General features: G+C 68.7%; 25 protein-coding genes. 10 read left to right on the top strand and 15 right to left on the bottom strand.

Annotation, left to right across the window (positions count from 1 at the left end; all coding sequences use genetic code 11):
* Positions 1–75 precede the first annotated feature (75 nt).
* Both BN977_RS20260 and BN977_RS20265 read left to right on the top strand, forming a co-directional pair.
* Positions 76–720, top strand: a complete 645-nt coding sequence (locus BN977_RS20260) for a TrmH family RNA methyltransferase (RefSeq protein ID WP_036400999.1) — start codon at positions 76–78, stop codon at positions 718–720.
* 25 nt (positions 721–745) lie between these two features.
* Positions 746–1,864 (top strand): glycoside hydrolase family 76 protein, encoded by a 1,119-nt coding sequence (locus BN977_RS20265; protein WP_036401001.1) that lies wholly within the window; start codon positions 746–748, stop codon positions 1,862–1,864.
* On the opposite strand, the gene BN977_RS20270 is transcribed toward BN977_RS20265, so the two are convergent.
* The 3 genes from BN977_RS20270 to BN977_RS20280 form a co-directional block, all read right to left on the bottom strand.
* Positions 1,855–3,084, bottom strand: a complete 1,230-nt coding sequence (locus BN977_RS20270) for a threonine/serine exporter family protein (RefSeq protein WP_036401003.1) — start codon at positions 3,082–3,084, stop codon at positions 1,855–1,857. The two genes, BN977_RS20265 and BN977_RS20270, sit on opposite strands and share 10 nt — an antisense overlap.
* A gap of 21 nt (positions 3,085–3,105) precedes the next feature.
* Complete coding sequence (locus tag BN977_RS20275) at positions 3,106–3,777, bottom strand: VTT domain-containing protein (RefSeq protein WP_036401004.1); 672 nt, start codon at positions 3,775–3,777, stop codon at positions 3,106–3,108.
* A 95-nt stretch (positions 3,778–3,872) separates the two neighbouring features.
* Positions 3,873–4,367 carry a lipoprotein LpqH gene (locus BN977_RS20280; protein WP_051561745.1) on the bottom strand — a complete coding sequence of 165 codons (495 nt, stop codon included), beginning with the start codon at positions 4,365–4,367 and terminating at the stop codon, positions 3,873–3,875.
* Positions 4,368–4,459: 92 nt separating this feature from the next.
* Between BN977_RS20280 and fbaA the strand changes: the two genes are divergently transcribed.
* The gene (gene fbaA, locus BN977_RS20285) at positions 4,460–5,497 is read left to right on the top strand and encodes a class II fructose-bisphosphate aldolase (RefSeq protein ID WP_024451626.1); all 1,038 of its coding nucleotides are present in this window, start codon (positions 4,460–4,462) and stop codon (positions 5,495–5,497) included.
* A gap of 55 nt (positions 5,498–5,552) precedes the next feature.
* On the opposite strand, the gene BN977_RS20290 is transcribed toward fbaA, so the two are convergent.
* Positions 5,553–6,275: an SDR family oxidoreductase gene (locus tag BN977_RS20290; protein WP_024451627.1), complete on the bottom strand. Its 723-nt coding sequence runs from the start codon at positions 6,273–6,275 to the stop codon at positions 5,553–5,555.
* A gap of 25 nt (positions 6,276–6,300) precedes the next feature.
* Complete coding sequence (locus BN977_RS20295) at positions 6,301–7,077, bottom strand: SDR family oxidoreductase (protein ID WP_036401006.1); 777 nt, start codon at positions 7,075–7,077, stop codon at positions 6,301–6,303.
* 131 nt (positions 7,078–7,208) lie between these two features.
* Here BN977_RS20295 and BN977_RS20300 point away from each other — a divergent pair, with 131 nt between their 5' ends.
* The gene (locus BN977_RS20300) at positions 7,209–8,132 is read left to right on the top strand and encodes a helix-turn-helix transcriptional regulator (RefSeq protein ID WP_036401008.1); all 924 of its coding nucleotides are present in this window, start codon (positions 7,209–7,211) and stop codon (positions 8,130–8,132) included.
* The gene (locus tag BN977_RS20305) at positions 8,129–8,560 is read left to right on the top strand and encodes an ester cyclase (RefSeq protein WP_036401010.1); all 432 of its coding nucleotides are present in this window, start codon (positions 8,129–8,131) and stop codon (positions 8,558–8,560) included. The genes BN977_RS20300 and BN977_RS20305 overlap by 4 nt, the downstream gene beginning before the upstream one ends.
* A gap of 22 nt (positions 8,561–8,582) precedes the next feature.
* On the opposite strand, the gene BN977_RS20310 is transcribed toward BN977_RS20305, so the two are convergent.
* Complete coding sequence (locus BN977_RS20310) at positions 8,583–9,287, bottom strand: Rv0361 family membrane protein (RefSeq protein ID WP_024451630.1); 705 nt, start codon at positions 9,285–9,287, stop codon at positions 8,583–8,585.
* An 81-nt stretch (positions 9,288–9,368) separates the two neighbouring features.
* On the opposite strand from BN977_RS20310, the gene BN977_RS20315 reads away from it, so the two are divergent.
* Entirely contained in the window at positions 9,369–9,785 is a 417-nt protein-coding gene (locus BN977_RS20315) for a DUF3151 domain-containing protein (RefSeq protein ID WP_024451631.1), read from the top strand.
* Here BN977_RS20315 and BN977_RS20320 read toward each other — a convergent pair.
* From BN977_RS20320 to BN977_RS20335, 4 genes are all read right to left on the bottom strand, one after another.
* Entirely contained in the window at positions 9,782–10,675 is an 894-nt protein-coding gene (locus tag BN977_RS20320) for a cation diffusion facilitator family transporter (RefSeq protein WP_036401012.1), read from the bottom strand. The two genes, BN977_RS20315 and BN977_RS20320, sit on opposite strands and share 4 nt — an antisense overlap.
* A gap of 42 nt (positions 10,676–10,717) precedes the next feature.
* Positions 10,718–11,497 carry a site-2 protease family protein gene (locus BN977_RS20325; protein ID WP_036401014.1) on the bottom strand — a complete coding sequence of 260 codons (780 nt, stop codon included), beginning with the start codon at positions 11,495–11,497 and terminating at the stop codon, positions 10,718–10,720.
* Between the two features lie 81 nt (positions 11,498–11,578).
* Positions 11,579–12,931 (bottom strand): hypothetical protein, encoded by a 1,353-nt coding sequence (locus BN977_RS20330; RefSeq protein ID WP_036401017.1) that lies wholly within the window; start codon positions 12,929–12,931, stop codon positions 11,579–11,581.
* 456 nt (positions 12,932–13,387) lie between these two features.
* Positions 13,388–14,008, bottom strand: coding sequence for a hypothetical protein (locus tag BN977_RS20335; RefSeq protein WP_036401019.1), 621 nt, complete (start codon positions 14,006–14,008; stop codon positions 13,388–13,390).
* Between the two features lie 81 nt (positions 14,009–14,089).
* Here BN977_RS20335 and BN977_RS20340 point away from each other — a divergent pair, with 81 nt between their 5' ends.
* The 3 genes from BN977_RS20340 to BN977_RS20350 all read left to right on the top strand — a co-directional run bounded on the left by BN977_RS20340 (position 14,090) and on the right by BN977_RS20350 (position 16,326).
* Positions 14,090–15,385 (top strand): adenylosuccinate synthase, encoded by a 1,296-nt coding sequence (locus BN977_RS20340; protein WP_036401022.1) that lies wholly within the window; start codon positions 14,090–14,092, stop codon positions 15,383–15,385.
* The gene (locus BN977_RS20345; protein WP_024451637.1) at positions 15,382–16,026 is read left to right on the top strand and encodes a PaaI family thioesterase; all 645 of its coding nucleotides are present in this window, start codon (positions 15,382–15,384) and stop codon (positions 16,024–16,026) included. The genes BN977_RS20340 and BN977_RS20345 overlap by 4 nt, the downstream gene beginning before the upstream one ends.
* 96 nt (positions 16,027–16,122) lie before the next feature.
* Positions 16,123–16,326 (top strand): cold-shock protein, encoded by a 204-nt coding sequence (locus BN977_RS20350; RefSeq protein ID WP_024451638.1) that lies wholly within the window; start codon positions 16,123–16,125, stop codon positions 16,324–16,326.
* Positions 16,327–16,394: 68 nt separating this feature from the next.
* On the opposite strand, the gene BN977_RS20355 is transcribed toward BN977_RS20350, so the two are convergent.
* Positions 16,395–16,859, bottom strand: a complete 465-nt coding sequence (locus tag BN977_RS20355) for a DUF5994 family protein (protein WP_036404027.1) — start codon at positions 16,857–16,859, stop codon at positions 16,395–16,397.
* Between the two features lie 444 nt (positions 16,860–17,303).
* On the opposite strand from BN977_RS20355, the gene BN977_RS20360 reads away from it, so the two are divergent.
* Entirely contained in the window at positions 17,304–17,987 is a 684-nt protein-coding gene (locus tag BN977_RS20360; RefSeq protein ID WP_036401024.1) for a hypothetical protein, read from the top strand.
* Between the two features lie 131 nt (positions 17,988–18,118).
* On the opposite strand, the gene BN977_RS20365 is transcribed toward BN977_RS20360, so the two are convergent.
* The 4 genes from BN977_RS20365 to BN977_RS20380 are packed head-to-tail and all read right to left on the bottom strand — an operon-like array spanning position 18,119 to position 21,083.
* A complete protein-coding gene (locus tag BN977_RS20365) occupies positions 18,119–18,310 on the bottom strand; it encodes a ferredoxin (protein ID WP_024451641.1) in 192 nt (63 codons plus the stop codon).
* A gap of 2 nt (positions 18,311–18,312) precedes the next feature.
* Entirely contained in the window at positions 18,313–19,515 is a 1,203-nt protein-coding gene (locus BN977_RS20370) for a cytochrome P450 (RefSeq protein ID WP_036401027.1), read from the bottom strand.
* Positions 19,516–19,524: 9 nt separating this feature from the next.
* Positions 19,525–20,331, bottom strand: a complete 807-nt coding sequence (locus tag BN977_RS20375; RefSeq protein ID WP_036401029.1) for an alpha/beta fold hydrolase — start codon at positions 20,329–20,331, stop codon at positions 19,525–19,527.
* Complete coding sequence (locus tag BN977_RS20380) at positions 20,331–21,083, bottom strand: 5'-methylthioadenosine/adenosylhomocysteine nucleosidase (RefSeq protein ID WP_036401031.1); 753 nt, start codon at positions 21,081–21,083, stop codon at positions 20,331–20,333. The genes BN977_RS20375 and BN977_RS20380 overlap by 1 nt, the downstream gene beginning before the upstream one ends.
* Positions 21,084–21,090: the final 7 nt, after the last annotated feature.

The following is a 21,090-nucleotide window of genomic DNA, read 5'->3' on the forward strand; positions in this document are numbered from 1 at the left end:
GAGTGAGGATCGCAGCGAGGGACGAGCGAGGACCGGAGCGAGCGGGAGACGAGGCATGAACACCGGCCCCACCAAGTGACCGGCCCGACCGAGTGGGGCGAGACCCCCGGCGTCGGCCCGTGGGAGGGCCCGCTGCCCTCCGGAGATGACGCTTCCCGCTACGACCCGCAGCTGTTGCGCGACGGCGACACCCGCAACGTCGTCGACGCGTACCGGTACTGGACCCGGGAGGCCATCGTCGCCGATATCGATCGGCGCAGGCACCCGCTGCACATCGCGATCGAGAACTTCGGCAGCGACGCCAATATCGGCACCGTCGTGCGCACCGCCAACGCCTTCGCCGTGCACACCGTGCACATCGTGGGCCGGCGCCGGTGGAACCGCCGCGGTGCCATGGTCACCGACCGCTACCAGCGCCTGCAGCACCACGACAGCACCGCCGGGCTGCTGGAGTTCGCGGCCGGGGCCGGGCTGACGGTCGTCGCCGTCGACAACGTGCCCGGCTCGGTGCCGCTGGAAACCACCGTGTTGCCGCGGGACTGTCTGCTGGTGTTCGGTCAGGAGGGCCCCGGCATCACCCCGGAGGCCAGCGCCGGTGCGCGGATGACGGTGTCCATCGCGCAGTTCGGGTCGACCCGCAGCATCAACGCCGGTGTGGCCGCCGGCATCGCCATGCACGCCTGGATCCGCACCCATGCCGACATAACGGCGGCCTGGTAGGCCTCGATTGAGGCAGGATCTAGGCATGGATCAGGTGTGGGCCGACCGCGCAGCCAGTGCCGAGACCGCCATCGCCGAACGACACCTGAGGCGACTGTGGGGCCTGCCGGGCACCCAGCTCGGCGTCGTCGCCTGGCCCGCGGCCCGCAAACAGCGGTTGTTCGGCACGTGGCACTACTGGTGGCAGGCCCACCTGCTGGACTGCCTGATCGATGCACAGCTCAGAGACCCTGCGTCGCAACGTGTTTCGCTGATCACCCGGCAGGTTCGCGGTCACCATCTGCGCAACATCACCTGGACCAACGACTACTACGACGACATGGCGTGGCTGGCGCTGGCCCTGGAACGAGCCGGGCGCCTGGCCGGGGTGCACCGCCCGAGCGCATGCAAGAAGCTCGCCGACCAGTTCCTCACCGCCTGGGTGCCCGAGGACGGCGGCGGCATCCCCTGGCGCAAACAGGACCAGTTCTTCAACGCCCCCGCCAACGGCCCGGCCGCGATCTTCCTGGCCCGCTACGACCGGCTGCGCCGGGCCCAGCAGATGGCCGACTGGATCGACGAGACGTTGATCGACCCGGAAACCCACCTGGTGTTCGATGGCATCAAGGCCGGCTCCCTGGTGCGCGCTCAGTACACCTACTGCCAGGGGGTGGTGCTGGGTTTGGAGACCGAGCTGGCCGTCCGTACACAGGACTCAGCACACGCGGCGCGGGTGCACCGGCTGGTGGCCGCGGTGCGCGAACACATGACCACCGACGGTGTCATCCAGGGTGCGGGCGGCGGCGACGGCGGCCTGTTCAACGCGATCCTGGCCCGGTACCTGACGCTGGTGGCCACCGGCCTGCCCGGGGACACCGCCGACGATGTCACCGCACGGGCGACGGCCCGGGAAATGGTGCTCGCCTCCGCCGAAGCGGCCTGGGCCAACCGGCAGACGGTGGACGGGTGGCCGCTGTTCGGCGCGTTCTGGGACCGCCCGGCCGAGGTGCCGACGCCGGGCGGCAAACAGGCCGAGTTCGTCGAGGGCGCGGTCAACGCGTCCGAGATCCCCGAGCGCGACCTGTCGGTGCAGCTGTCGGGCTGGATGCTGATGGAGGCGGCGCACGCCCTCGAGGCCCCGCTGCAGGCGGCCGGTCAGTCCTGAGTGCCGCTGTCGCTGACCAGGCCCTCCCGGTGCGGGACGCTGCTCCACAGCGCGATGCCGATCTGGAAACCCAGCGCGATCGCGATCATCGACCCCAGCATCGCCAGCACCGCGCCGCCGCCGCGCCCGTTCGCCAGCTCGGCGACCCCGATCAGTCCCACCGAACTGGGTACCAGCAGCCAGAATCCGGGAGCCAGCACCACCTGCGCGGCCGGCGTCGTCGGCAACCGGCTGAGCGCCAACGCACACAACATCAGCACCAGGCCGCCCCCGAATCCGCTGACATAGCCGCCGAACACCGTGGCGGTGGCGGCCTGGGCGCCGTAGGTGACGAACAGGACCAGCACCAGCCACGGCCAGAAACCGCGTGGCGGACCGAGATTGAGGATGATGCCGACCGCGTACACCGCGACGCCCAACCACGGCGCCCACGCGCCGAGCTTGTTCACCGGCGCGTCGGTCAGTTCCGCGGTGGTGACACCCAGCAGCTGGATCGCGACGATGATCCCCAGGCCCAGCTGCGCCAGCCGCATCAGCCCACCGGTCAGCCGGGCCGCGCCGGAGACCATGTGCCCGGTGGACGCCTCGACCACCGCCAGGGTGATGGCCACCCCGGGCAGGAAGAACGTCAGCGGCGGGATCAGCACCCGCAGGCTGTCGTGGCCCATGTGCAGCAGCCGGCCCAGGCTGAACGCGACGTAGGTGACCAGGAACGCGCAGACCACCGGCATCAGCTGGCGCAGCCCGGGATTGCGTGCGGTGACGTGCATCAGCGCGCCGACGAGCAGACCGAACCCGCCGGCCGCGACGAGCGCGACCACCGTCGGCTGCAGGATGAGCGCGTACGCCGCGCTCTGCACCGCGCAGCCCAGGACCGCCACCCACGGTGGGAAACGCGGCGGCAGCGCGTGGATCCGCTCCAGCTCGGCCCAGCCCTGCGCGGCACCGACCTGCCCGCGCTCGGCGCGCGCGACCAGTTCGCCGAGCGGGAAGGTCTGGTCGTAGCGCAACGGCTTGTCGCGGTTGACGACCGTGATCAGTTCGCCGTCGCCGGCCTGGACGAAGTTGGGCAGTACCAGCACCGGGCAGTCGACGCCGTTACGGGCGGCCACCAGGGACAGGGTGCGCCGGACGATGGTGACCGGGTAGTCGGCGCCCAGCATCGCCGAGCCGAGTCGTGCGATGAATTCGACGACGGCGCGCTGGTCGACCTCGGCCATGAGGTCACATTAGAGCGGACGTCAGGCGTTGTCGGTGGCGTTCTTGGCGGCTTTGCGCCGCTTGTACCACTCCCAGATCATCGGGGCCAGGGACACCACGGCGATCAGGATGAAGATGGGCTCCAGCAGCTTCTGGATGATCTCGAACTGCCCCAGGCCGTAGCCCAGCAGCGTCAGGCCGACACCCCACAACACGGCGCCGATGATGTTGTAGAGGGTGAACACCGCGTATTTCATCTGCGCGGCGCCGGCCGTGATCGGGGCCAGCGTCCGCACGATCGGCACGAAACGGGCCAGCACGATCGCGAACGGTCCGCGCTGCTCGAAGAAGGCATGCGCCTCGTCGAGGTACTTCTGCTTGAGCACCTTGGCGTCCGGTTTGAACATGGCGGTGCCCAGGTAGCGGCCCACGAAGTAGCCGACCTGGCCGCCGAGCACGGCGGCCACCGGGATGAACACCAGCAATTGCCACAGCTCGAAGTTGGTGTCCACCGCGGCACTCTGCGCGGCGGTGCCGGCGGCCAGCATGCCGGCGACGAACAGCAGGGTGTCACCGGGCAGGATCGGGAACAGCACACCGGACTCGACGAAGACGACGACCAGGATGCCCACCAGGGCCCAGGTGCCGAACTGCTCGATCAGCTTGAGCGGGTCGAGGAAATCCGGCATCAGGGCCAGATGGGTGGTGGTCATGAGGCCCCAAGATACCGGGGGATGTTGACGGCGGGCAGGAGCGCAGCGACCGGGGGATGTTGACGGCGGGCAGGAGCGCAGCGACCGGGGGGTGTTTAAACCGGGCAGGTCACCGCGAGCGCGTAGGTGGTGGGCACGATGTGCGCCGGGTTCGTCGAGTCGGTGCCGTCACCCGCGCCCGTCACGGTCAGCGTGTCGCCGTTGCGGCTGGCCTTGGGGGGATCCTCGGACACGTCGGCGTCGTAGCCGATGGACACCCCGCCGGCGTCGCCGATGGTCACCGAGCGGACCGAGGGCACGTCGTCGTCGGTGATCACCACGGTCACCCCCAGCGACGTTTCCCCGATGGTGTACCTGCTGAAACCGTCCCGGTGCGAGCACACCACCGGGCCCAGCGGGCCGGCGTCGCGGCCGTTCACGATCAGCTGGGCCTGCCCGGGCGGCAGGTCGGTGGCCAGAACCGGGGCCGGGGCGACGGCCGGCGGCGGCGGTGCGGGCGGGGGCGGAGCCGGGGCGGGGTGCCGGGTACATGCCGCCGACAGCAGCACAGCACCCGACGCGACGACAGCGAGAGCCGAGCCGGTGCGCATCTGCGCAACGCTAATCCAGACCGCCCAGTGCCTGCTGACCCGCTTCTTGTCATACTGACCGGGTCAGCCGGACAGCCGAGAGGAAGTTTCCAATGCCCATCGCCACGCCCGAGGTCTATGCCGAGATGCTGGGCCGTGCCAAGGAGCACTCCTTCGCGTTCCCGGCGATCAACTGCACGTCGTCGGAGACCATCAACGCGGCCATCAAGGGCTTCGCCGACGCGGGCAGCGACGGCATCATCCAGTTCTCCACCGGCGGAGCCGAATTCGGTTCCGGACTGGGTGTGAAGGACATGGTCGTCGGTGCCACCGCGCTGGCCGAGTTCGCGCACGTGATCGCCGCCAAGTACCCGATCACCGTCGCGCTGCACACCGACCACTGCCCCAAGGACAAGCTGGACAGCTTCGTCCGCCCGCTCATCGCGATCTCGGCCGAGCGCGTCGCCAAGGGACAGGACCCGCTGTTCCAGTCGCACATGTGGGACGGCTCGGCGGTGCCGATCGACGAGAACCTGGAGATCGCGCAGGAGCTCCTCAAGCTGACGGCGGCCGCCAAGATCATCCTCGAGGTGGAGATCGGCGTCGTCGGCGGTGAAGAGGACGGCGTCGAGGCCGAGATCAACGAGAAGCTCTACACCAGCTCCGAGGACTTCCAGAAGACCATCGACGCCCTCGGCGCCGGGGAGCACGGCAAGTACCTGCTGGCCGCGACGTTCGGCAACGTGCACGGCGTGTACAAGCCGGGCAACGTGGTGCTCAAGCCCGAGGTGCTGGCCGAGGGCCAGAAGGTGGCCGCGGCCAAGCTGGGCCTGCCCGAGGGGTCCAAGCCGTTCGACTTCGTGTTCCACGGCGGCTCGGGTTCGCTGAAGTCCGAGATCGAGGACTCGCTGCGCTACGGCGTGGTGAAGATGAACGTCGACACCGACACCCAGTACGCCTTCACCCGACCGGTTGCCGCACACATGTTCTCCAACTACGACGGTGTGCTCAAGATCGACGGCGAGGTCGGCAACAAGAAGGTCTACGACCCGCGCAGCTACCTGAAGAAGGCCGAAGCCTCGATGACCCAGCGGGTCATCGAGGCCTGCAACGACCTGCACAGCGCGGGCCGGAGTGTGTCCGCCGGCTGAGCCGGCAATTCGGCTTGCGCCGGCTGAGCCGGCAGTTCGGCTTGCGCCGGCTGAGCTACTGGCGGCTGGCCGCCGGCCGGACGATCACCTCGTTGACATCGACGTCGGCGGGTTGGGCGACGGCGTAGGCGATCGCATCCGCGATCGCTGACGCCGGCAGCGCGACCGCGCGGTAGGCGCGCATCGCATCGCGTGCCGTGGCATCCGAAATCGACTCGGCCAGTTCGGATTCGGTGACGCCCGGGGAGATCAGGGTGGTCCGGATGTCGCCCGCCGATTCCTGGCGCAGCCCTTCGGTGATGGCCCGCACGGCGAACTTGGTGGCGCTGTACACCGCGGAGGTGGGCACCACCTCGCGGGCGCCGACCGACGCGACGTTGACGACGTGTCCGCCGCCCTGGGCCTGCATCACCGGCAGAACCGCGCTGATGCCGTGCAGCACCCCGCGAATGTTGACGTCGATCATCCGGTCCCATTCGTCGGTCTTGCGTGCCGCCAGCGGCGACAGCGGCATCACCCCGGCGTTGTTGACGATGACGTCCACCCGGCCGTAGCACCGGTGCGCGGCGTCCACGAACCGCTCCATGTCGGCGGCGTCGGTGACGTCCAGGCGTGCGAACGCGGCGTGTCCGCCGCCGGCCGTGATCCGGCGGGTCAGGTCTTCGAGCCGGTCGGTTCGTCGGGCGCCGAGGAACAGCCGGTACCCGTCCCGGGACAGCCGCTCGGCGGTGGCGGCGCCGATACCGCTGCTGGCCCCGGTGATCAGAACAACCTTCATGATGGTGTCTCCCGTTCCTTCGTGTTCAAATCGCTTGCTGGGTAGGAAGAATGGTGATCTCGGTGAGATTCACGTGCCTGGGCACCGAGGCGATGAAGGCCACCGTCTCGGCGATGTCGGCCGGGCTGAGCACGTCGATGTCGCGGAGCAGATCGGCCATCAGCCCACTGGCGTCCGGATCGGTGACGTGGTCGGGCAGCTCGGTGTCGACCATGCCCGGTTCGACGGTGGCGACCCGGACCCGCTTGCGGCCGAGTTCCACCCGCAGCAGCCGGGTCAACTGGCTCAGGTAGGCCTTGGTGGCCGAGTACACCGAGAACTTCTCCAGCACCCGGGTGGCCGCGATGGACGAGGTGGTGATCAGATCGCTGGGCCGGCCGTCCGCAGCGGCATGCACCAACTGGGGGACGAACGCGCCGATGGTGTTCATGACGCCGGTGATGTTCAGGTCGATCTGGCGCTGCCAGTCGTCGACCCGCAGCTCCTCGATCCCAGAGATCAGCTGAACGCCGGCGTTGGCGAACACCAGATCCGCCGGTCCCAGTTCGGCCGATACCCGGTCGGCGGCCGCGTGCACCGCGTCGCGGTCGGTGACGTCCAGCGGGATCGCCAGTGCGGTGCCCCCGGCGGTGGCGATGCGCGCCACCACGGCGTCCAGTCTGTCCTTGCGGCGAGCCAGGACGGCGACGTCGGCGCCGAGCGCGGCCAGACGTTCGGCGGTCGCCTCGCCGATTCCGCTGGAGGCTCCGGTCACCACGGCGGTCCGCCCGGCCAGTGGGGTGGAGCCGATGACTGTCGACATGTCGGTTTCCTTTCGTCGGTGGTCTGTGTTGCCCTCGAAACAACCACCGGAAAGTCGCTGCGGCGCCGGTCAACCCGGCCCGGCTCATCCTGGGACGAAATGGGCCACCCTCGCCCGCGCCGGCCGCCGGGATGCGCGCCAGACTGGTGGTCGTGGACAGCAATCGATCCGAACTGGCCGACTTCCTCAAGACGCGCCGGGCCCGGCTGGCTCCGGCCGATGTCGGGCTGAAGGGTGAACTCGCCCGCCGTCGGGTGCCCGGCCTGCGCCGGGAGGAATTGGCGCAATTGGCCGGGGTCAGCGTGGACTACTACACGCGACTGGAGCAGGGCCGCAGCCGAAGTGCCTCGGTCGACGTGCTCGACGCGCTGGCCACCGCGCTGCAGCTCGACGATGCCGAACGGGCGCACCTGCACCAGCTGGGCCGCCCGCAGCCCGTCGCCCGCCGCACCCCGTCGCGGCCGCAGCGCGTGCACCCGGCGACACTGGAACTGCTGGACCGACTGGATTTGGTCCACTCGCCGGCGTTCGTCCTGGGGCGGCGCCTGGATGTGCTGGCGCACAACCGGCTGGCCGGTGCCCTGATCACCGAGTTCCGCCGGCTCCCGGCGCCGCTGCGCAACCAGGCCCGGTTCGTCTTCCTCGATTCGCACGCCCGCGAGCTGTATGCGGACTGGCGGCAGGTGGCCATCGACACCGTCGCGATGTTGCGCCACGACGCCGGCCGCTATCCCGACGACCCCAAGCTGTCGGCGTTGATCGGTGAGCTGTCCATCCACTCCGAGGAATTCCGCACCTGGTGGTCCCGCCACGATGTACAGCGCCGGACGACCGGCACCAAGGGCTATCACCATCCGCTGGTCGGCGAACTCACCGTCGCCTACCAGGCGCTCAATCCCAGTGGCGACGAAGATCAGGTGTTGATCGTCTACACCACCGAGCCGGGCACCGCGTCGGACAACGCGCTACGGTTGCTCGCCACCTGGCACGGACACGACGCCGCACCCAGCGTGGCCGGACTCGACACCGCCGACAGCACGGAAGGACGCCGATGACCCACACCGACCGCGAAGCACAGGCCATGGCCGTGGTGCGCCGGAACACCGAAAAGGTGCAGGGGGAGGGGGATTTCGCGCTGTTCGAGGAGTTGTTCGCCGACGATTTCGTCGACCACACGCCTCAGCCCGGCACCACCGCGGACAAGGACGGCGTGCGGGTGCTGTACCACCGGCTTCGGGAGGCGTTCCCGGATTTCCGCCCGGAGATCCACTGGCAGACCGTCGACGGTGACGTGGTGACGACGTACAAGACCTACCACGGCACTCACCGCGGCGAGTTCCTCGGCATCGCGGCGACCGGCCGCACGGTGGCTTTCGACACGGTGGACGCGATGCGCGTCCACGACGGGCGCATCGTCGAGCACTGGGGCATCGCCAACCTGTACGGGGTGCTCGGCCAGCTCGGCGCCCGCATCGAGTCCTGACCGGCCGCGCGCCGAAATCGATTCAGGAGTTCTGGCAGATCTTCCACTGGTCGTCGCGGAACTGCAGATCGAAACTCCGGGTGGAGCGGGTCTGCGGCGCGTACGCCATGAAGGTCGTGACGTTGGCCTCGGCGTGGTCGTCGTGCACCACCACCTGGTCGATGCTCGCCACCACCGGGTACTGCTTGGCCGCGGCGACCCGGGCGTGGGTTTCGGCCCAGGCCTTGTCGTTGTACTGGACGTAGCTGTCGCGGGTGGCCCCGCAGGTGATGCTGCGCAGGGTGGCCAGGTCACCCCGCTGGATCGCGCCGTCGAAGTTGCCGATGGTGTTGCGCACCAGCTCCTCCTGCGACACCGCCGCGCTGCTCTTGCGGGTCAGCAGCACGGTGCCCAGCACGGCCAGCGCCACCAGCGCCGCGATCACCAGCACCACCGCGATCACCCAGCCCCAGCTGCGTCGGGTGCGGACCGGCTGGCCCGACTCATTGCGCGGTGGAATGACCTGTGGCGCAACGTTCTTCGGTGGTGCTCCGGCCGGCTGCGCCGCGATCAGCTCGGTGGCGTCCTCGGCGGAGAAGATCTCGGTCGGCGGTTCGGGGACCGCGTCGATGATCTGGGTGGAGCCGTCGAAGCCCGACGGCGCGGTGTACCGACGCTCGGGCGCGTCGTCCTCCGGTGTGCCCTCGCCGGATTTCTGCTCGTCGTCCGGCCCTGTTGGGTTCGACATCCCTACTGCGGTCCTCCCTTGCCGACGCTACTGATGAAGCCTAGCGATTGGCTGTCAACGCCCGCACGGCACAATGGGCTTATGACTCGGATGGGTGATCTCCTCGGTCCTGACCCGGTGCTGCTGCCGGGCGACACCGAGGCGGAGGAAGAGCTCGAAGCGGGGGAGAACCCGGCGATCGTCGCTGCCGCGCATCCCAGTGCGTCGGTGGCGTGGGCCGCGCTGGCCGAGGAGGCGCTGAGCGAGGACAAGGCGATCACGGCCTATGCCTACGCGCGCACCGGCTATCACCGCGGCCTGGACCAGCTGCGGCGCAACGGCTGGAAGGGCTTCGGTCCGGTGCCCTACAGCCACGAGCCCAACCGCGGCTTCCTGCGCTGTGTGGCGGCGCTGGCCAAGGCGGCCGACGCCATCGGCGAGACACCGGAGTACGCGCGCTGCCTGGATCTGCTCGACGACTGCGATCCCGCCGCGCGCGCCGAACTCGGCGTGTCCTAGTACTGCGCTTCGCAGTGGCAGCCGGACTGGTCCGGCGGCTCCACCTGGATGGTGGCATGGGCCAGCCCGCGCGCGGTGAGCACGGCCTTGGCGTCGTCGAGCACCAGGGCTGACTCCCGGGTGCTGGTCAGGTGCGCCGTTGCCATGTCCTTGCCGGGCACCAGCGTCCACACGTGCAGGTCGTGCACGCCGGTGACCCCGTCGACCGCCTCTAGCGCCGTGCGCAACTCGTCGACGTCGATGTGGTCGGGCGACGACTCGGACAGGATCCGCAGCGCGGCCCTGGCCAGTGCGATGGCGCGGGGCAACACCCACAGCGCGACCAGGACGGCGACCACCACGTCGGCGTAGGGCCAGCCGGTGGTGACGGTGACGATGCCGGCGATCAGCACGCCGATGCTGCCGACGGTGTCGGCGACGACCTCCATGTAGGCGCCCTTGACCGCCAGGCTGGCCTCGGATTGGGAGCGCAGCAGCAGCACCACCACGGCATTGGAGAGCAGGCCGGCCAGCGCGACGACGATCATCGGGACGCCGGGGATGGCGGGAGCCGCGCCCAGTCGTTCGATGGCCTCGTACAGGATGAAGCCGGCGACTCCGAGCAGCAGCACGGCGTTGGCGACCGCGGTGAACACCTCGGCGCGGTGCCAGCCGTAGGTGCGGGCGGCGGAGGTGGAACCGCGCCGGGCGATCAGCACGGCGGTCAAGCCCATGAACATGGCGACCAGGTCGGTGAGCATGTGGCCGGCGTCGGCGAGCAGGGCGATCGAGTTGATGGTCAACGCGGTGACCAGTTCGACGACGAAGAACACCGAGAGGATGACCGCGCCGAGCACCATCCGGCTTACGCGGGCATCGGCACCGTGGCTGTGGTCATGTCCTGCACCCATGTCCCGAAATATATGCGCAAAGTCGCATATGTCGCAAGGGGTCTACACCCACGCCGACCAGAACCGGGTCAGGGCTGCACCGTTTCCGACCAGCCAGTGCGGCACGCCGGACAGGTCGAAGAACCAGAACACCACCCCGAAGAACCACTGGTTGAGCTGCGGAACCAGCAGCAGGATCAGCAGGATGAAGAAACCCCATTGCTTGGCCGGTTCCAGGGCGCGGCGGTTGTCGTCGCTCAGATGTGGTTCCAGCGCGCCGTAACCGTCCAGGCCAGGGATGGGCAACAAGTTCAGCAGCAGCGCGGTCACCTGGAGGAAGCCCAGGAACGCCACACCGGCCCAGAACACTCCGTGTGCCGGGTCGAAGAAGATGGCCGTCACGGCCAGCAGCAGCACCGCCAGCACAGCGTTGGCCGCCGGGCCGGCCAGGCTGACCTGGGTGCGTTGGCGCGCGGTCATCCACGACGTCCGGACGTAGACCGCACCGCCCGGCAACCCGATCCCGCCCAGGGCGATGAAGATCAGCGGCAGCGCGATCGAGAGCACCGGGTTGGAGTATTTCAGCGGATTGAGCGTCAGATAACCGCGGACCGCGACATCGCGGTCGCCGAATCGCCACGCCGTGTAGGCGTGACCGAACTCGTGCAAGCACATCGACACCAACCAGCCGGCGACGACGAGCACGAACACCGCCGCATAGGACAACGGGCGGATGGTGTCCCCGCAGAACCAGGCCAGCGCGCCGCCGGCCACCGTGAGCGCGAGGATCGCCAGGAAGACCGGGCTGGGACGCACCGACTGGTGCAGGGGCCGGATGTTCACCCCACGAAAACTACCGGTCAGCGGGCATGGAGGTGGCCCCCGGGAAATCCCGGGGGCCACGGGTGCGAAAAGTGCGGAAGCTCAGGCCGCCTTCGCGTGCTTGGCTTCCTTCTTGGCGGTGCCGGCCCCGTCATTGTGGGCGGTGCCCGACGACGCGGTGGATTTGGTGGATTCCGCCGGCCCCGATGAGCCCGAGGCCGCGGCCGAGCCGGTGCCGCCCGACGTCGACGTGGCGCCGGTGTCCTTGGTGGCCGAGCCGGTGTCCTTGGTGGCCGAGCCGGTGCGGCCGGTCTTGGTCCCGGTGTCGGTCGCGCCCTTGGTGCCGGTGTCCTTGGTGCTCGACGAGTCGGTGTCCTTGGTGGTCTGCTTGCTCGGGGCGGTCGGGGCGGTCGGGGCGGTCGGGTTGCCGGCGTCGGTCTTGGGCGCGGTGGCCGGTGCCGGTGCCGTTGCCGACTCCGCCGTGGGGGCCTTGACGCGGAGGGTCACCGTCGACGCCGCGGTCGGCAGCGCCGTCGACGACACCGCGGTGGTGGGGGCGGTGGTCGGCGTCTTCGCCGATGCCGTCAACGCGTTGACGATGGTGTCCCGCACGTTCACCAGCGAGGCGACCAGGCCGGGCAGGGTGAGCGTGTTATCGGCGAAACCACCCGGATTGAACAGGCCGCCGGCGACCACGTTGATGCCCTCGAGACCGATCAAGCCTCCGACATTGGGTCCGTAGCCGCCGTTGAGCAGGCCGTTCACCATGACCGCGGGTGCCTGGACGACGGCGGTCAGCACCTTGCCGAGGTTGCCGGTGCGGACGGCGTCGACCACGCCCTGCACCGCCGCACCCACCGCGCCGAGGCCGCCGAGTGTCGGGCCCAAGACCGCCAGCCCCAGTTCGAGGCCGATGTTGGGCAGTTGGTTGGCCACGTTCGCCAGGTTCTGCAGCGGATCGGCGATCGCATGCTGCAGCGCCGGGAGCAGGGCGCCGGTGAGGGGATTCACGCCCGCGAGCAACGGTGTCAGCACCACATTGATCAGCGAGTTGAGCGAGGCCTCGACGTTGCCCTGCCCGAGTTCGGTGAGGGACTGTCTGAGCAGAGTGGGCACGTCGGTCATCACCGATTTGAGCAGGGCGCCGCCGCTGGCGCCGACGGCCGAGCCGAGTGCACCCAGGTTCGCGGCCTGGTTCTCCAGGATCTTCTGCAGCAGCGGGAAGGGCCCGTTCGCGAAGGCCGTCTGGCCGACACTCCTCACATTGGCGATGGTGTCCTGCAGCACCTGTCCGTACACGTCGAAGGGGCTGGCAGCGAGCGCCACGGCCGCGCTGCTCGCCTGGTGTACAGCAACCTCGATCTTGGTCACCGGCAAAACCGGCGACATGGCAATGGCACCGGCTGCGACGAGCGTGACACCGGCCGTCGCATAGGGACGCAGAGCAATCTGCATGATCTCTCCTCTGACATTCACTGTGACCCCCCACACGCGAAGCTAGACCAACATACTTGGAAGTAACATGCCCGTTCTGGTGCTGATCGGCAGACTGGGTGCGGTCGGTATCGGCCCGTACAGTCGAGACGAATTGCTGCTGAAACGCCATATTTCCGTGTCAGTTAAGGCGTTGCTAGCCCGCGGTGGCTGGCGCCGGAGGGGTGTGGGACGCGAGTGATATTCAGCCGAAGATCGGATGTTTGCCGGCTCGGTTCTCCCGGGGGATGAAGCCCGACGGCATGGCCGTGTCGCCTGCCGCCAACCTCTTTGCGTCGGCGCTCGACCCGGCTCGTACAGCGGGCTTTCAGCTAGTCGGCACCAAAGGTTGCAGCAAACACTCGACGGATCGCGTCACGAGGTTGCGGAGAGGGTCGGGTGCGGAACCACGTTGGTGATGCAGATCACATGCAGGTGTCAGCGGACCGCCAGCCAGCCCTGGGTGTGCCGATAGAACGTCGACCGTCGCACCGGCCGCGGCACCTGGACACCGTCGCGCACCACCAGCGCCCCGGTGGTGCCGAGTTGCACCGCACGGCCGGTCACCCATTGCTTGGGCCGCATCCGGGCGGTGAGGACACTGGCCCGCAGCCCTGGCTGCGTCGCGATCGGTTCGATGCGCACCGCGGTGGCCGTGCCGTCGAACAGCACGGTGTCGTCCACCACCGCCTCACCCTCGATCTGGCCGGCCGACTCGCCCGGCGGCAGCCAGAACGCGCTGCCGACCAGCACGGTGCCGGTCTCGTCCCGGATCAGCGGCAGTCGTGTCACCGCACCGGTGCGGGCCCGCCGACCCGAACGCCAGCGACCCACCCGGGCGACCTCGATATCGAGGCGGTCGGCGCGCATCAGCCGGCCCAACACCGTCGCGAGATCGGATTCGGACCCCAGCACGACGAGCCGGCGCGCGGTGAACGCGGCATCGATACCGGCCGGCTCGGTCACCATCACCGCAGGACAGCCCCCCAGCGCACGCGGTATCCGACGGTCACCGAAGACCAGCACGCTGATCTCTCGACCGCTGTCTGTGGTGGTCAACGCCTCTCCTGTGGCCGCGCTCGGATAAGGTGGGTCACCGGCTGCATCACATTTGAGCAGGAGACTCAGGGAGACAATGCCATGCCGGCAATCGTGCTCATCGGGGCCCAGTGGGGTGACGAGGGCAAAGGTAAGGCCACCGATCTTCTCGGTGGACGCGTGCACTGGGTTGTGCGCTACCAGGGCGGTAACAACGCGGGTCATACCGTGGTGCTGCCGACGGGCGAGAACTTCGCCCTGCACCTGATCCCCTCGGGCATCCTCACCCCGGGTGTCACCAACGTCATCGGCAACGGTGTCGTGGTCGACCCGGGGGTGCTGCTCACCGAGCTGTCCGGTCTGGAGGAGCGCGGCGTCGACACGTCCGGCCTGCTGATCTCCGCCGACGCGCACCTGCTCATGCCGTACCACGTCGCCATCGACAAGGTGACCGAGCGGTACATGGGCAGCAAGAAGATCGGCACCACCGGTCGCGGGATCGGTCCCTGTTATCAGGACAAGATCGCCCGCATCGGGATCCGGGTGGCCGACGTGCTCGACGAGCAGCAGCTGGCCAACAAGATCGAAGCCGCCCTGGAGTTCAAGAACCAGGTGCTGGTGAAGATCTACAACCGCAAGGCCCTGGACCCGGCCGAGGTCGTGGAGAACCTGCTGGCCCAGGCCGAGGGCTTCAAGCACCGCATCGCCGACGCCCGGCTGCTGCTGAACAAGGCGCTCGAGGACGGCGAGACGGTGCTGCTGGAGGGTTCGCAGGGCACCCTGCTCGATGTCGACCACGGCACCTATCCGTTCGTGACGTCGTCCAACCCGACCGCCGGTGGCGCGGCCGTGGGCTCGGGCATCGGGCCGACCCGCATCACCACGGTGCTCGGCATCCTGAAGGCCTACACCACCCGGGTGGGCTCGGGTCCCTTCCCGACCGAGCTGTTCGACGAGCACGGCGCCTACCTGGCCAAGACCGGCGGCGAGGTCGGCGTGACCACCGGGCGGCCGCGCCGCTGCGGCTGGTTCGACGCCGTCATCGCCCGCTACGCGACGCGGGTCAACGGCATCACCGATTACTTCCTGACCAAGCTGGACGTGCTGTCGAGTCTGGAGACGGTGCCGGTGTGCGTCGGCTACACCGTCGACGGCAAGCGCACCGACGAGATGCCGATGACCCAATCGGATATCGCCCGCGCCGAGCCGGTCTACGAAGAGCTGCCGGGCTGGTGGGAGGACATCTCCGGAGCCCGCGAGTTCGACGAGCTGCCCGCCAAGGCGCGGGACTACGTGCTGCGACTGGAGGAGCTGGCCGGAGCGTACGTGTCGTGCATCGGGGTCGGTCCCGGCAGGGACCAGACCATCGTGCGGCGCGACATCCTGGCGGCCCGGTGACCGATTTCGGGCTGGACCCGCGCCGCGCCGACCCCGAGTACGACCGGCATGGCGGATTTCCGCTGTTCGAGGCCGCCGACCCCGGGCCGGGGTTCGGTCGCTTCCTCGCGGCGATGCGCCGTGCGCAGGACCTGGCCGTGTCGGTCAACCCGGACAGCTCCACCTGGGACGAGGCCGCCGACCGGGTCGAGGACCTGGTCAAGCTGTTGGACCCGTACCGGGCGGCCGAGGGTGAAGGGCCTGCCAACCGGGTGCCGAGTCTGCCCGGGGCCGGCAGCCTGCTCATGCCGCCCTGGCACGTGACGAAGTTCGAGGCCGAGGGCGTGGAACTGCAGGTGCAGTTCAGCCGCTACCACGTGGGCGGCAACCATGCCGTGCACGGTGGCGTGCTGCCGCTGCTGTTCGATTCCATCTTCGGCATGGTCATCCACGCCGCGGGCCGGCCGATCAGCCGGACTGCCTTCCTGCACGTCGACTACCGCAGGGTGACGCCGATCGACACCACGCTGACCGCGCGGGGTTGGATCCGGGAAGCCGAGGGCCGCAAGGCTTTTGTCAACGCAGAGTTGCTCGACGGCGCGGGCAATGTGCTCGCGGAGAGCAACGGCCTGATGATCAGGTTGCTCCCGGGCCAGCCTTAGCGAAAATGCTCGATGGTGCGGTTTGGCCCACGGGGTGCTACCGTCGGGTTGCGCACATTTTGGTTGTTGCGCTTGTAAATGAGAGAAGTAAGTTCAATGGCACAGGGCACTGTGAAATGGTTCAACGGCGAAAAGGGCTTCGGCTTCATCGCTCCTGATGGCGGAGCGGCCGACGTCTTCGTCCACTACAGCGAGATCACCGGAAGCGGCTTCCGCTCGCTCGAGGAGAACGCTCGCGTTCAGTTCGAGGTCGAGCAGGGCGCGAAAGGCCCGCAGGCAGTGGGCGTTTCGGTCATCTGACCGAACCTGACTTGAAAGGCTGGCGCAGCTTCGGCTGTGCCAGCCTTTTCGTTTTGCCCCCGGCGCGATCAGGCGATGACGCGCCCCCAGCTCGAGCTCTCGGTTTGAGCGGCGAGCAGAATACGCTGCGCCGAACGAATGGGCGCACTCAACTCTTCGGAATGCCGGACCTCAAGTCCCGCACTAACTTTCATCACCATCAGACCTAGCTCGACCGAGGTGGTACTCGGTATCACGAGCAGTTTGGCGCGGGCTCGCGTCCCGAGGGCGAACAAAAGTCGGGGCCGGCGGCTGGCCGCGATCGCGGCTCCTCCGAGGGCCATCATGTGCAGGTCGGTCGGCCCCTCGACCGCCGACCAATTGACCCGAATGTCGGTGAGGTCGCCCAGCTTGGGGCGCAGTGCCGTCACAAGCTCGGTCAATTCGGCCGCGAGGGATGCACCGCGCGGCCACCACGCGCCGTCGATATCGGAGCCGAGATGTGCCGCGACGGTGAGGCGTACCGGGCGGGGCACACGCCGGGAAGGCGTCATCAGGCGCCACCGGCGGACCGGCACCCTCGCTTGGTGTCGGGGTGATCCGAGAAGGTGATCGTTGTGATGTCGTCGTTTCGGGTGTCTGCGGTAACCTCGGGTCGGTCGGGATGTGAGAACAGATCGTTGGAGTGCATACGCGTTCCTTGACGGTTGATTTCGTGTGCCAACACAAGACGCACAACGCGCCAAAAGAAAGCGGGTAAGTGCCTGAGCCTCGTCGGCTTGGATGTCTCCCACGCTACACCCGCCCTCTCTAGTACTTGGAGTTTCACCCATGACTTACCTCATTCGTCCCTGCCGAAGCCCGGGCTGCACTGCTGTCCCCGCCGCGGGCAGCCGCAGGTGCTGTCATCACGGCATCGTCAGACACGGGGTCGTGATCGCCCGGCGCTAGGGACCGTTCACCTGCGGCGGCTGCGCGCCAGGTGCGACCATGGCGCCGTGACAACGCCATTTCCGTTCCGCCGCCTGACCACACCGCGGGCCGCTGCGGTCGCGGGTGTGCTCTTTTCGTTGCTGTTCACCACCGCGCTGGTGCTGCTGTGGACGACGGTGCCCGACGGGGCCGCGCACGGCGCCCAGTGGACCGTTGCGGGCAGTGGTCACCTCAAGGTGGCCGCGACGCTCATGCCGTTCGCCGGGATCGCGTTCCTGTGGTTCATCGGGGTGGTGCGAGACGGGTTCGCCGGAGTGGAGGACAAGTTCTTCTCCTCGGTGTTCCTGGGTGCTGGGCTGCTGTTCCTGGCGATGGTGTTCGCCACCACATCGGTGGGAATCGGCTTGGCGCACAGCGGGACTGATGTGCTCGACGAGCCCGCGCGGGCCGAGGTGGTGGCCTTCGCCACCATGACGTTGACCGCACTCGGCAAGACCTACGCGCTGCGGATGGCTGCGGTCTTCATGATCTCGCTGGCCACCATCTGGCTGAAAACCGGTGTGATGCCACGTTGGCTGGCGTTGGCCACCTACACCATGGCGCTGATCGTGCTGGTGGCCGCCGACACGTCGGTCTGGCTGACACTGGTGTTCCCGGTGTGGGTGCTGGTGGTCAGCCTGATGCTGCTTGCGCGCGCCGGCGTGATCCACCTGCCGGGCCGGACGGCAGACGATAGCGAATCCACTTAGAACGGCCGGGGTTCGGTGTACAACGGCCCACCGGCAACTGGTTGCGGGAGATAAACGGCCGCAGCACTATTCGATCGTTGTCGCTGAAAAGTCGCTCGGAGGCGGGCAATCAGGGCACCACCCCGGACCGCCTAGGTGATCTCGCGCAGGGCACCGGCCGGGCACAGCCGCACCGCCTCCCTGGCATGTTCCTGCTCGCCGGCCGGCACCTCGTCGGCCAGCACGACCACCACACCGTCGTCGTCCTGATCGAAGACCGCCTCGGCGACCATCACACAATTTCCCGCGGAGATACACGCGTCGCGGTCGGCTTCCACCCTCATGTTCACCACCTCACCTGCAATGACCGTAATCCGTAGATGAAATGAAACGACCGGAATTCGACATCCTCGAAATCTTCGGCCAGGGCCAGTCCGGGGAAGCGGCGGAACAGCGCGGGAAAGGCGATCCGCATCTCCATCCGGGCCAACGGCGCACCGAGGCAATGGTGCACCCCGTGCCCGAACGCCAGGTGCCCCGGTGCCCCGCGCCGCACGTCCAGCTCATCGGGTGCGTCGACGAACGACGGATCCCGGTTGCCCGACGGCAGCGACGCGAACACCAGGCTGTGCGCCGGGATCGTCACCCCCGCGACCTCGACGGCAGCGGTGGTGAAGCGCGGAATGGCGTGCTGCACCACCGAAAGCCAGCGCAGCAGTTCCTCGATCGCCGGCGCCACCGCCTCGGGGTCATCGCGGACCAGCGCCAGCTGGTCGGGGTGGCGCAGCAACGCCAGCGTGCCCAACCCCAGCATGTTCGACGTGGTCTCATGCCCGGCCAGCAACAGCAGGCCGGCGATGCCCACCAGTTCGTCGTCGGTCAGCTCGGTGCCGTGTTCGCGGATCAGCATGCCGAGGATGTCCTCGCCGGGAGCCGCCCGGGCCGCCACGACCAGCCCGCGCATATAGTCGCGGCTTTCCCGCTGCAGCGCCATGCGCTCGGCGATGGGCAGCGACAGGTCGAGTTGGCGCCCGGATCGCTCCTGGAAGCCGGCGCGGTCGTCATACGGCACGCCGAGCAGCTCGCAGATGACCAAAGACGGTATGGGCAGGGCGAATTCGGCGATCAGATCGGTGGGTGGACCCGCCTCGGCCATCGCATCCAGCCGCTGCTCGACGATCTCGGCGATCCGCGGTTCCAGCCGCTTCATCCGCCGGATGGTGAACTCCGGGGTGAGCATCCGGCGCAGCCGCTGGTGCTCCGGGGGATCCTGGCCCAGCAGGTTGCCCGCCCGGGCGGCGGCCTGCTCGGCCGCGGACACCTCCGGCGCCCCGGGCAGCGTGAAATCCGCCGGCCGGCTGTTGGAGAAATGTTCGTGGTCGGCGAGGACGGCCTTGACGTCCTCGTGCCGGGTGATCAGGTAGGCCGGGTTGCCCAGGGGGCCGACGATCGACTGCACCCCCGCATCCGCGCGCAGCGCCGCGAGCTCGGGGGTGGGGTCGAAGGCGTTGCGCCGCATGTGTACCGGCGGCAGGACACGGGCCGTCATGCCCCGACGTTACCCGCCGAACACAAAGTCCTTGATCAGAGCGTTGACGACGGTCGGGTTCTCCAGCGCGGCCAGGTGAGCCACCCCGTCGAGCACGGCCGTGGCCGCACCCGGGATCGCGTCGGCCATCGCCAGCGTCTCCTCGAGCGGGAAGGTGGCATCCTCGGCACCGGCGACCACCAGTACCGGGCTGCGCACGCCGGCCAGCAGGGCGCGCTGATCCGGCCGGCGCGGCACCACGCTGCGCACCGCATGCGACACCGAGCCCACGTCGACGCGGGCCGCGGCCGCCCGGACGAAGGCCACCACATCGGGCCGGGTTCCCATGGTGGTCGGCCCGAGGAAGGCCTTGAGCACCTCGCGGGTGAGCGGGCCGCGGATACCGCCGAGCGCCCTGGCGGCCTGCAGCAGCAGCCCGTACTCGAATCGCTGCCGGGCGCCGGCCGGCGAGGCGGTGCAGTTCATCAGCACGGCCCGGCCGATGCGCTCCGGGAACCGGGCGGCGAACGTGCCGCCGATCATGCCGCCCCACGAATTGCCGACGAAGTGCGCGCGCTGTACCCCCAGCCCGTCCAGCAGGTCGACGACGACCTGCGCGCAATCGGCGAAACTGAAAGGCGCGGTCAACTTTTCGCTGCCACCGTGGCCGGGCGGGTCGATCAGCACCACCCGGTGGTCGGCACCGAACGCCTCGGCCTGGCCGGCCCACATGTCGCCGGTCATCAGCAGGCTGGGCCAGAACAGGATCACCTCGCCGGTGCCACGGGTCTGCACCCGCAACCGGCCCAGCGTCGTCGGCAGCGTGCGGTCGTCCATCAGATGACCGGCAGCAGTGAGTGCACGATGTGCACCGCGGCGTGCGCCACCTGCGTGGTGTACAGGGTGAAGTCCATGTCGGGGTCATGCCCGGCCAGGTCGGACAGCGCCCGGATCACCAGCCAGGGCACACCGAATGCGGCGCACACCTGAGCCACCGCCGCACCCTCCATCTCGACGGCCGACCCGCCCAGTTCCCGGTGCAGCCGCTCGCGGGTGACCGCGCAGTGCAGGTACGCGTCCCCGGAGAGGATGCTGCCGTAGGTGATCCGCGGTGGCCGGTCCTGGCCGCCGGCCTCCGCGTCGAGAATCGGCAGCAGCACCGTCGACAGCTTGCGCCGCACCCGGGCGAGCAAGTCGCCGTCCACGTCGAAGCCCAGTTCGTCGGTCGGGTTGAAGAACCGGACGTGCCCGGGCTGGTACAGCGAAAATCGCTCGTTCTCGATGATCCCGGAGTCGTTGGCCACGATCCGGTCGGCGATGACGATATCCCCGATCGCCAGGTCCGGGTCGAGCCCACCGGCGACGCCGGTGAAGATGACGGCGTCGCAGCCGAACCTGTCGACCAACAGCGTGGTGGCGGTGGCCGCGTTCACCTTGCCCATCCCGGACTCGGCGAGCACCACGTGGTGCCCGTCGATGTGACCGCCGGTGAACGACCACTGTGCCACCGTGGTCTGGGTGGCATCGGGCATGAGCTCGACGAAACTGCCGAGCTCGTCGGGTATCGCGCACAACACGCCGGTGCTCATGAGGAAA

It is taken from the genome of Mycolicibacterium cosmeticum, from assembly GCF_000613185.1.
In the GTDB taxonomy this organism is placed as follows: Bacteria; Actinomycetota; Actinomycetes; order Mycobacteriales; family Mycobacteriaceae; genus Mycobacterium; species Mycobacterium cosmeticum.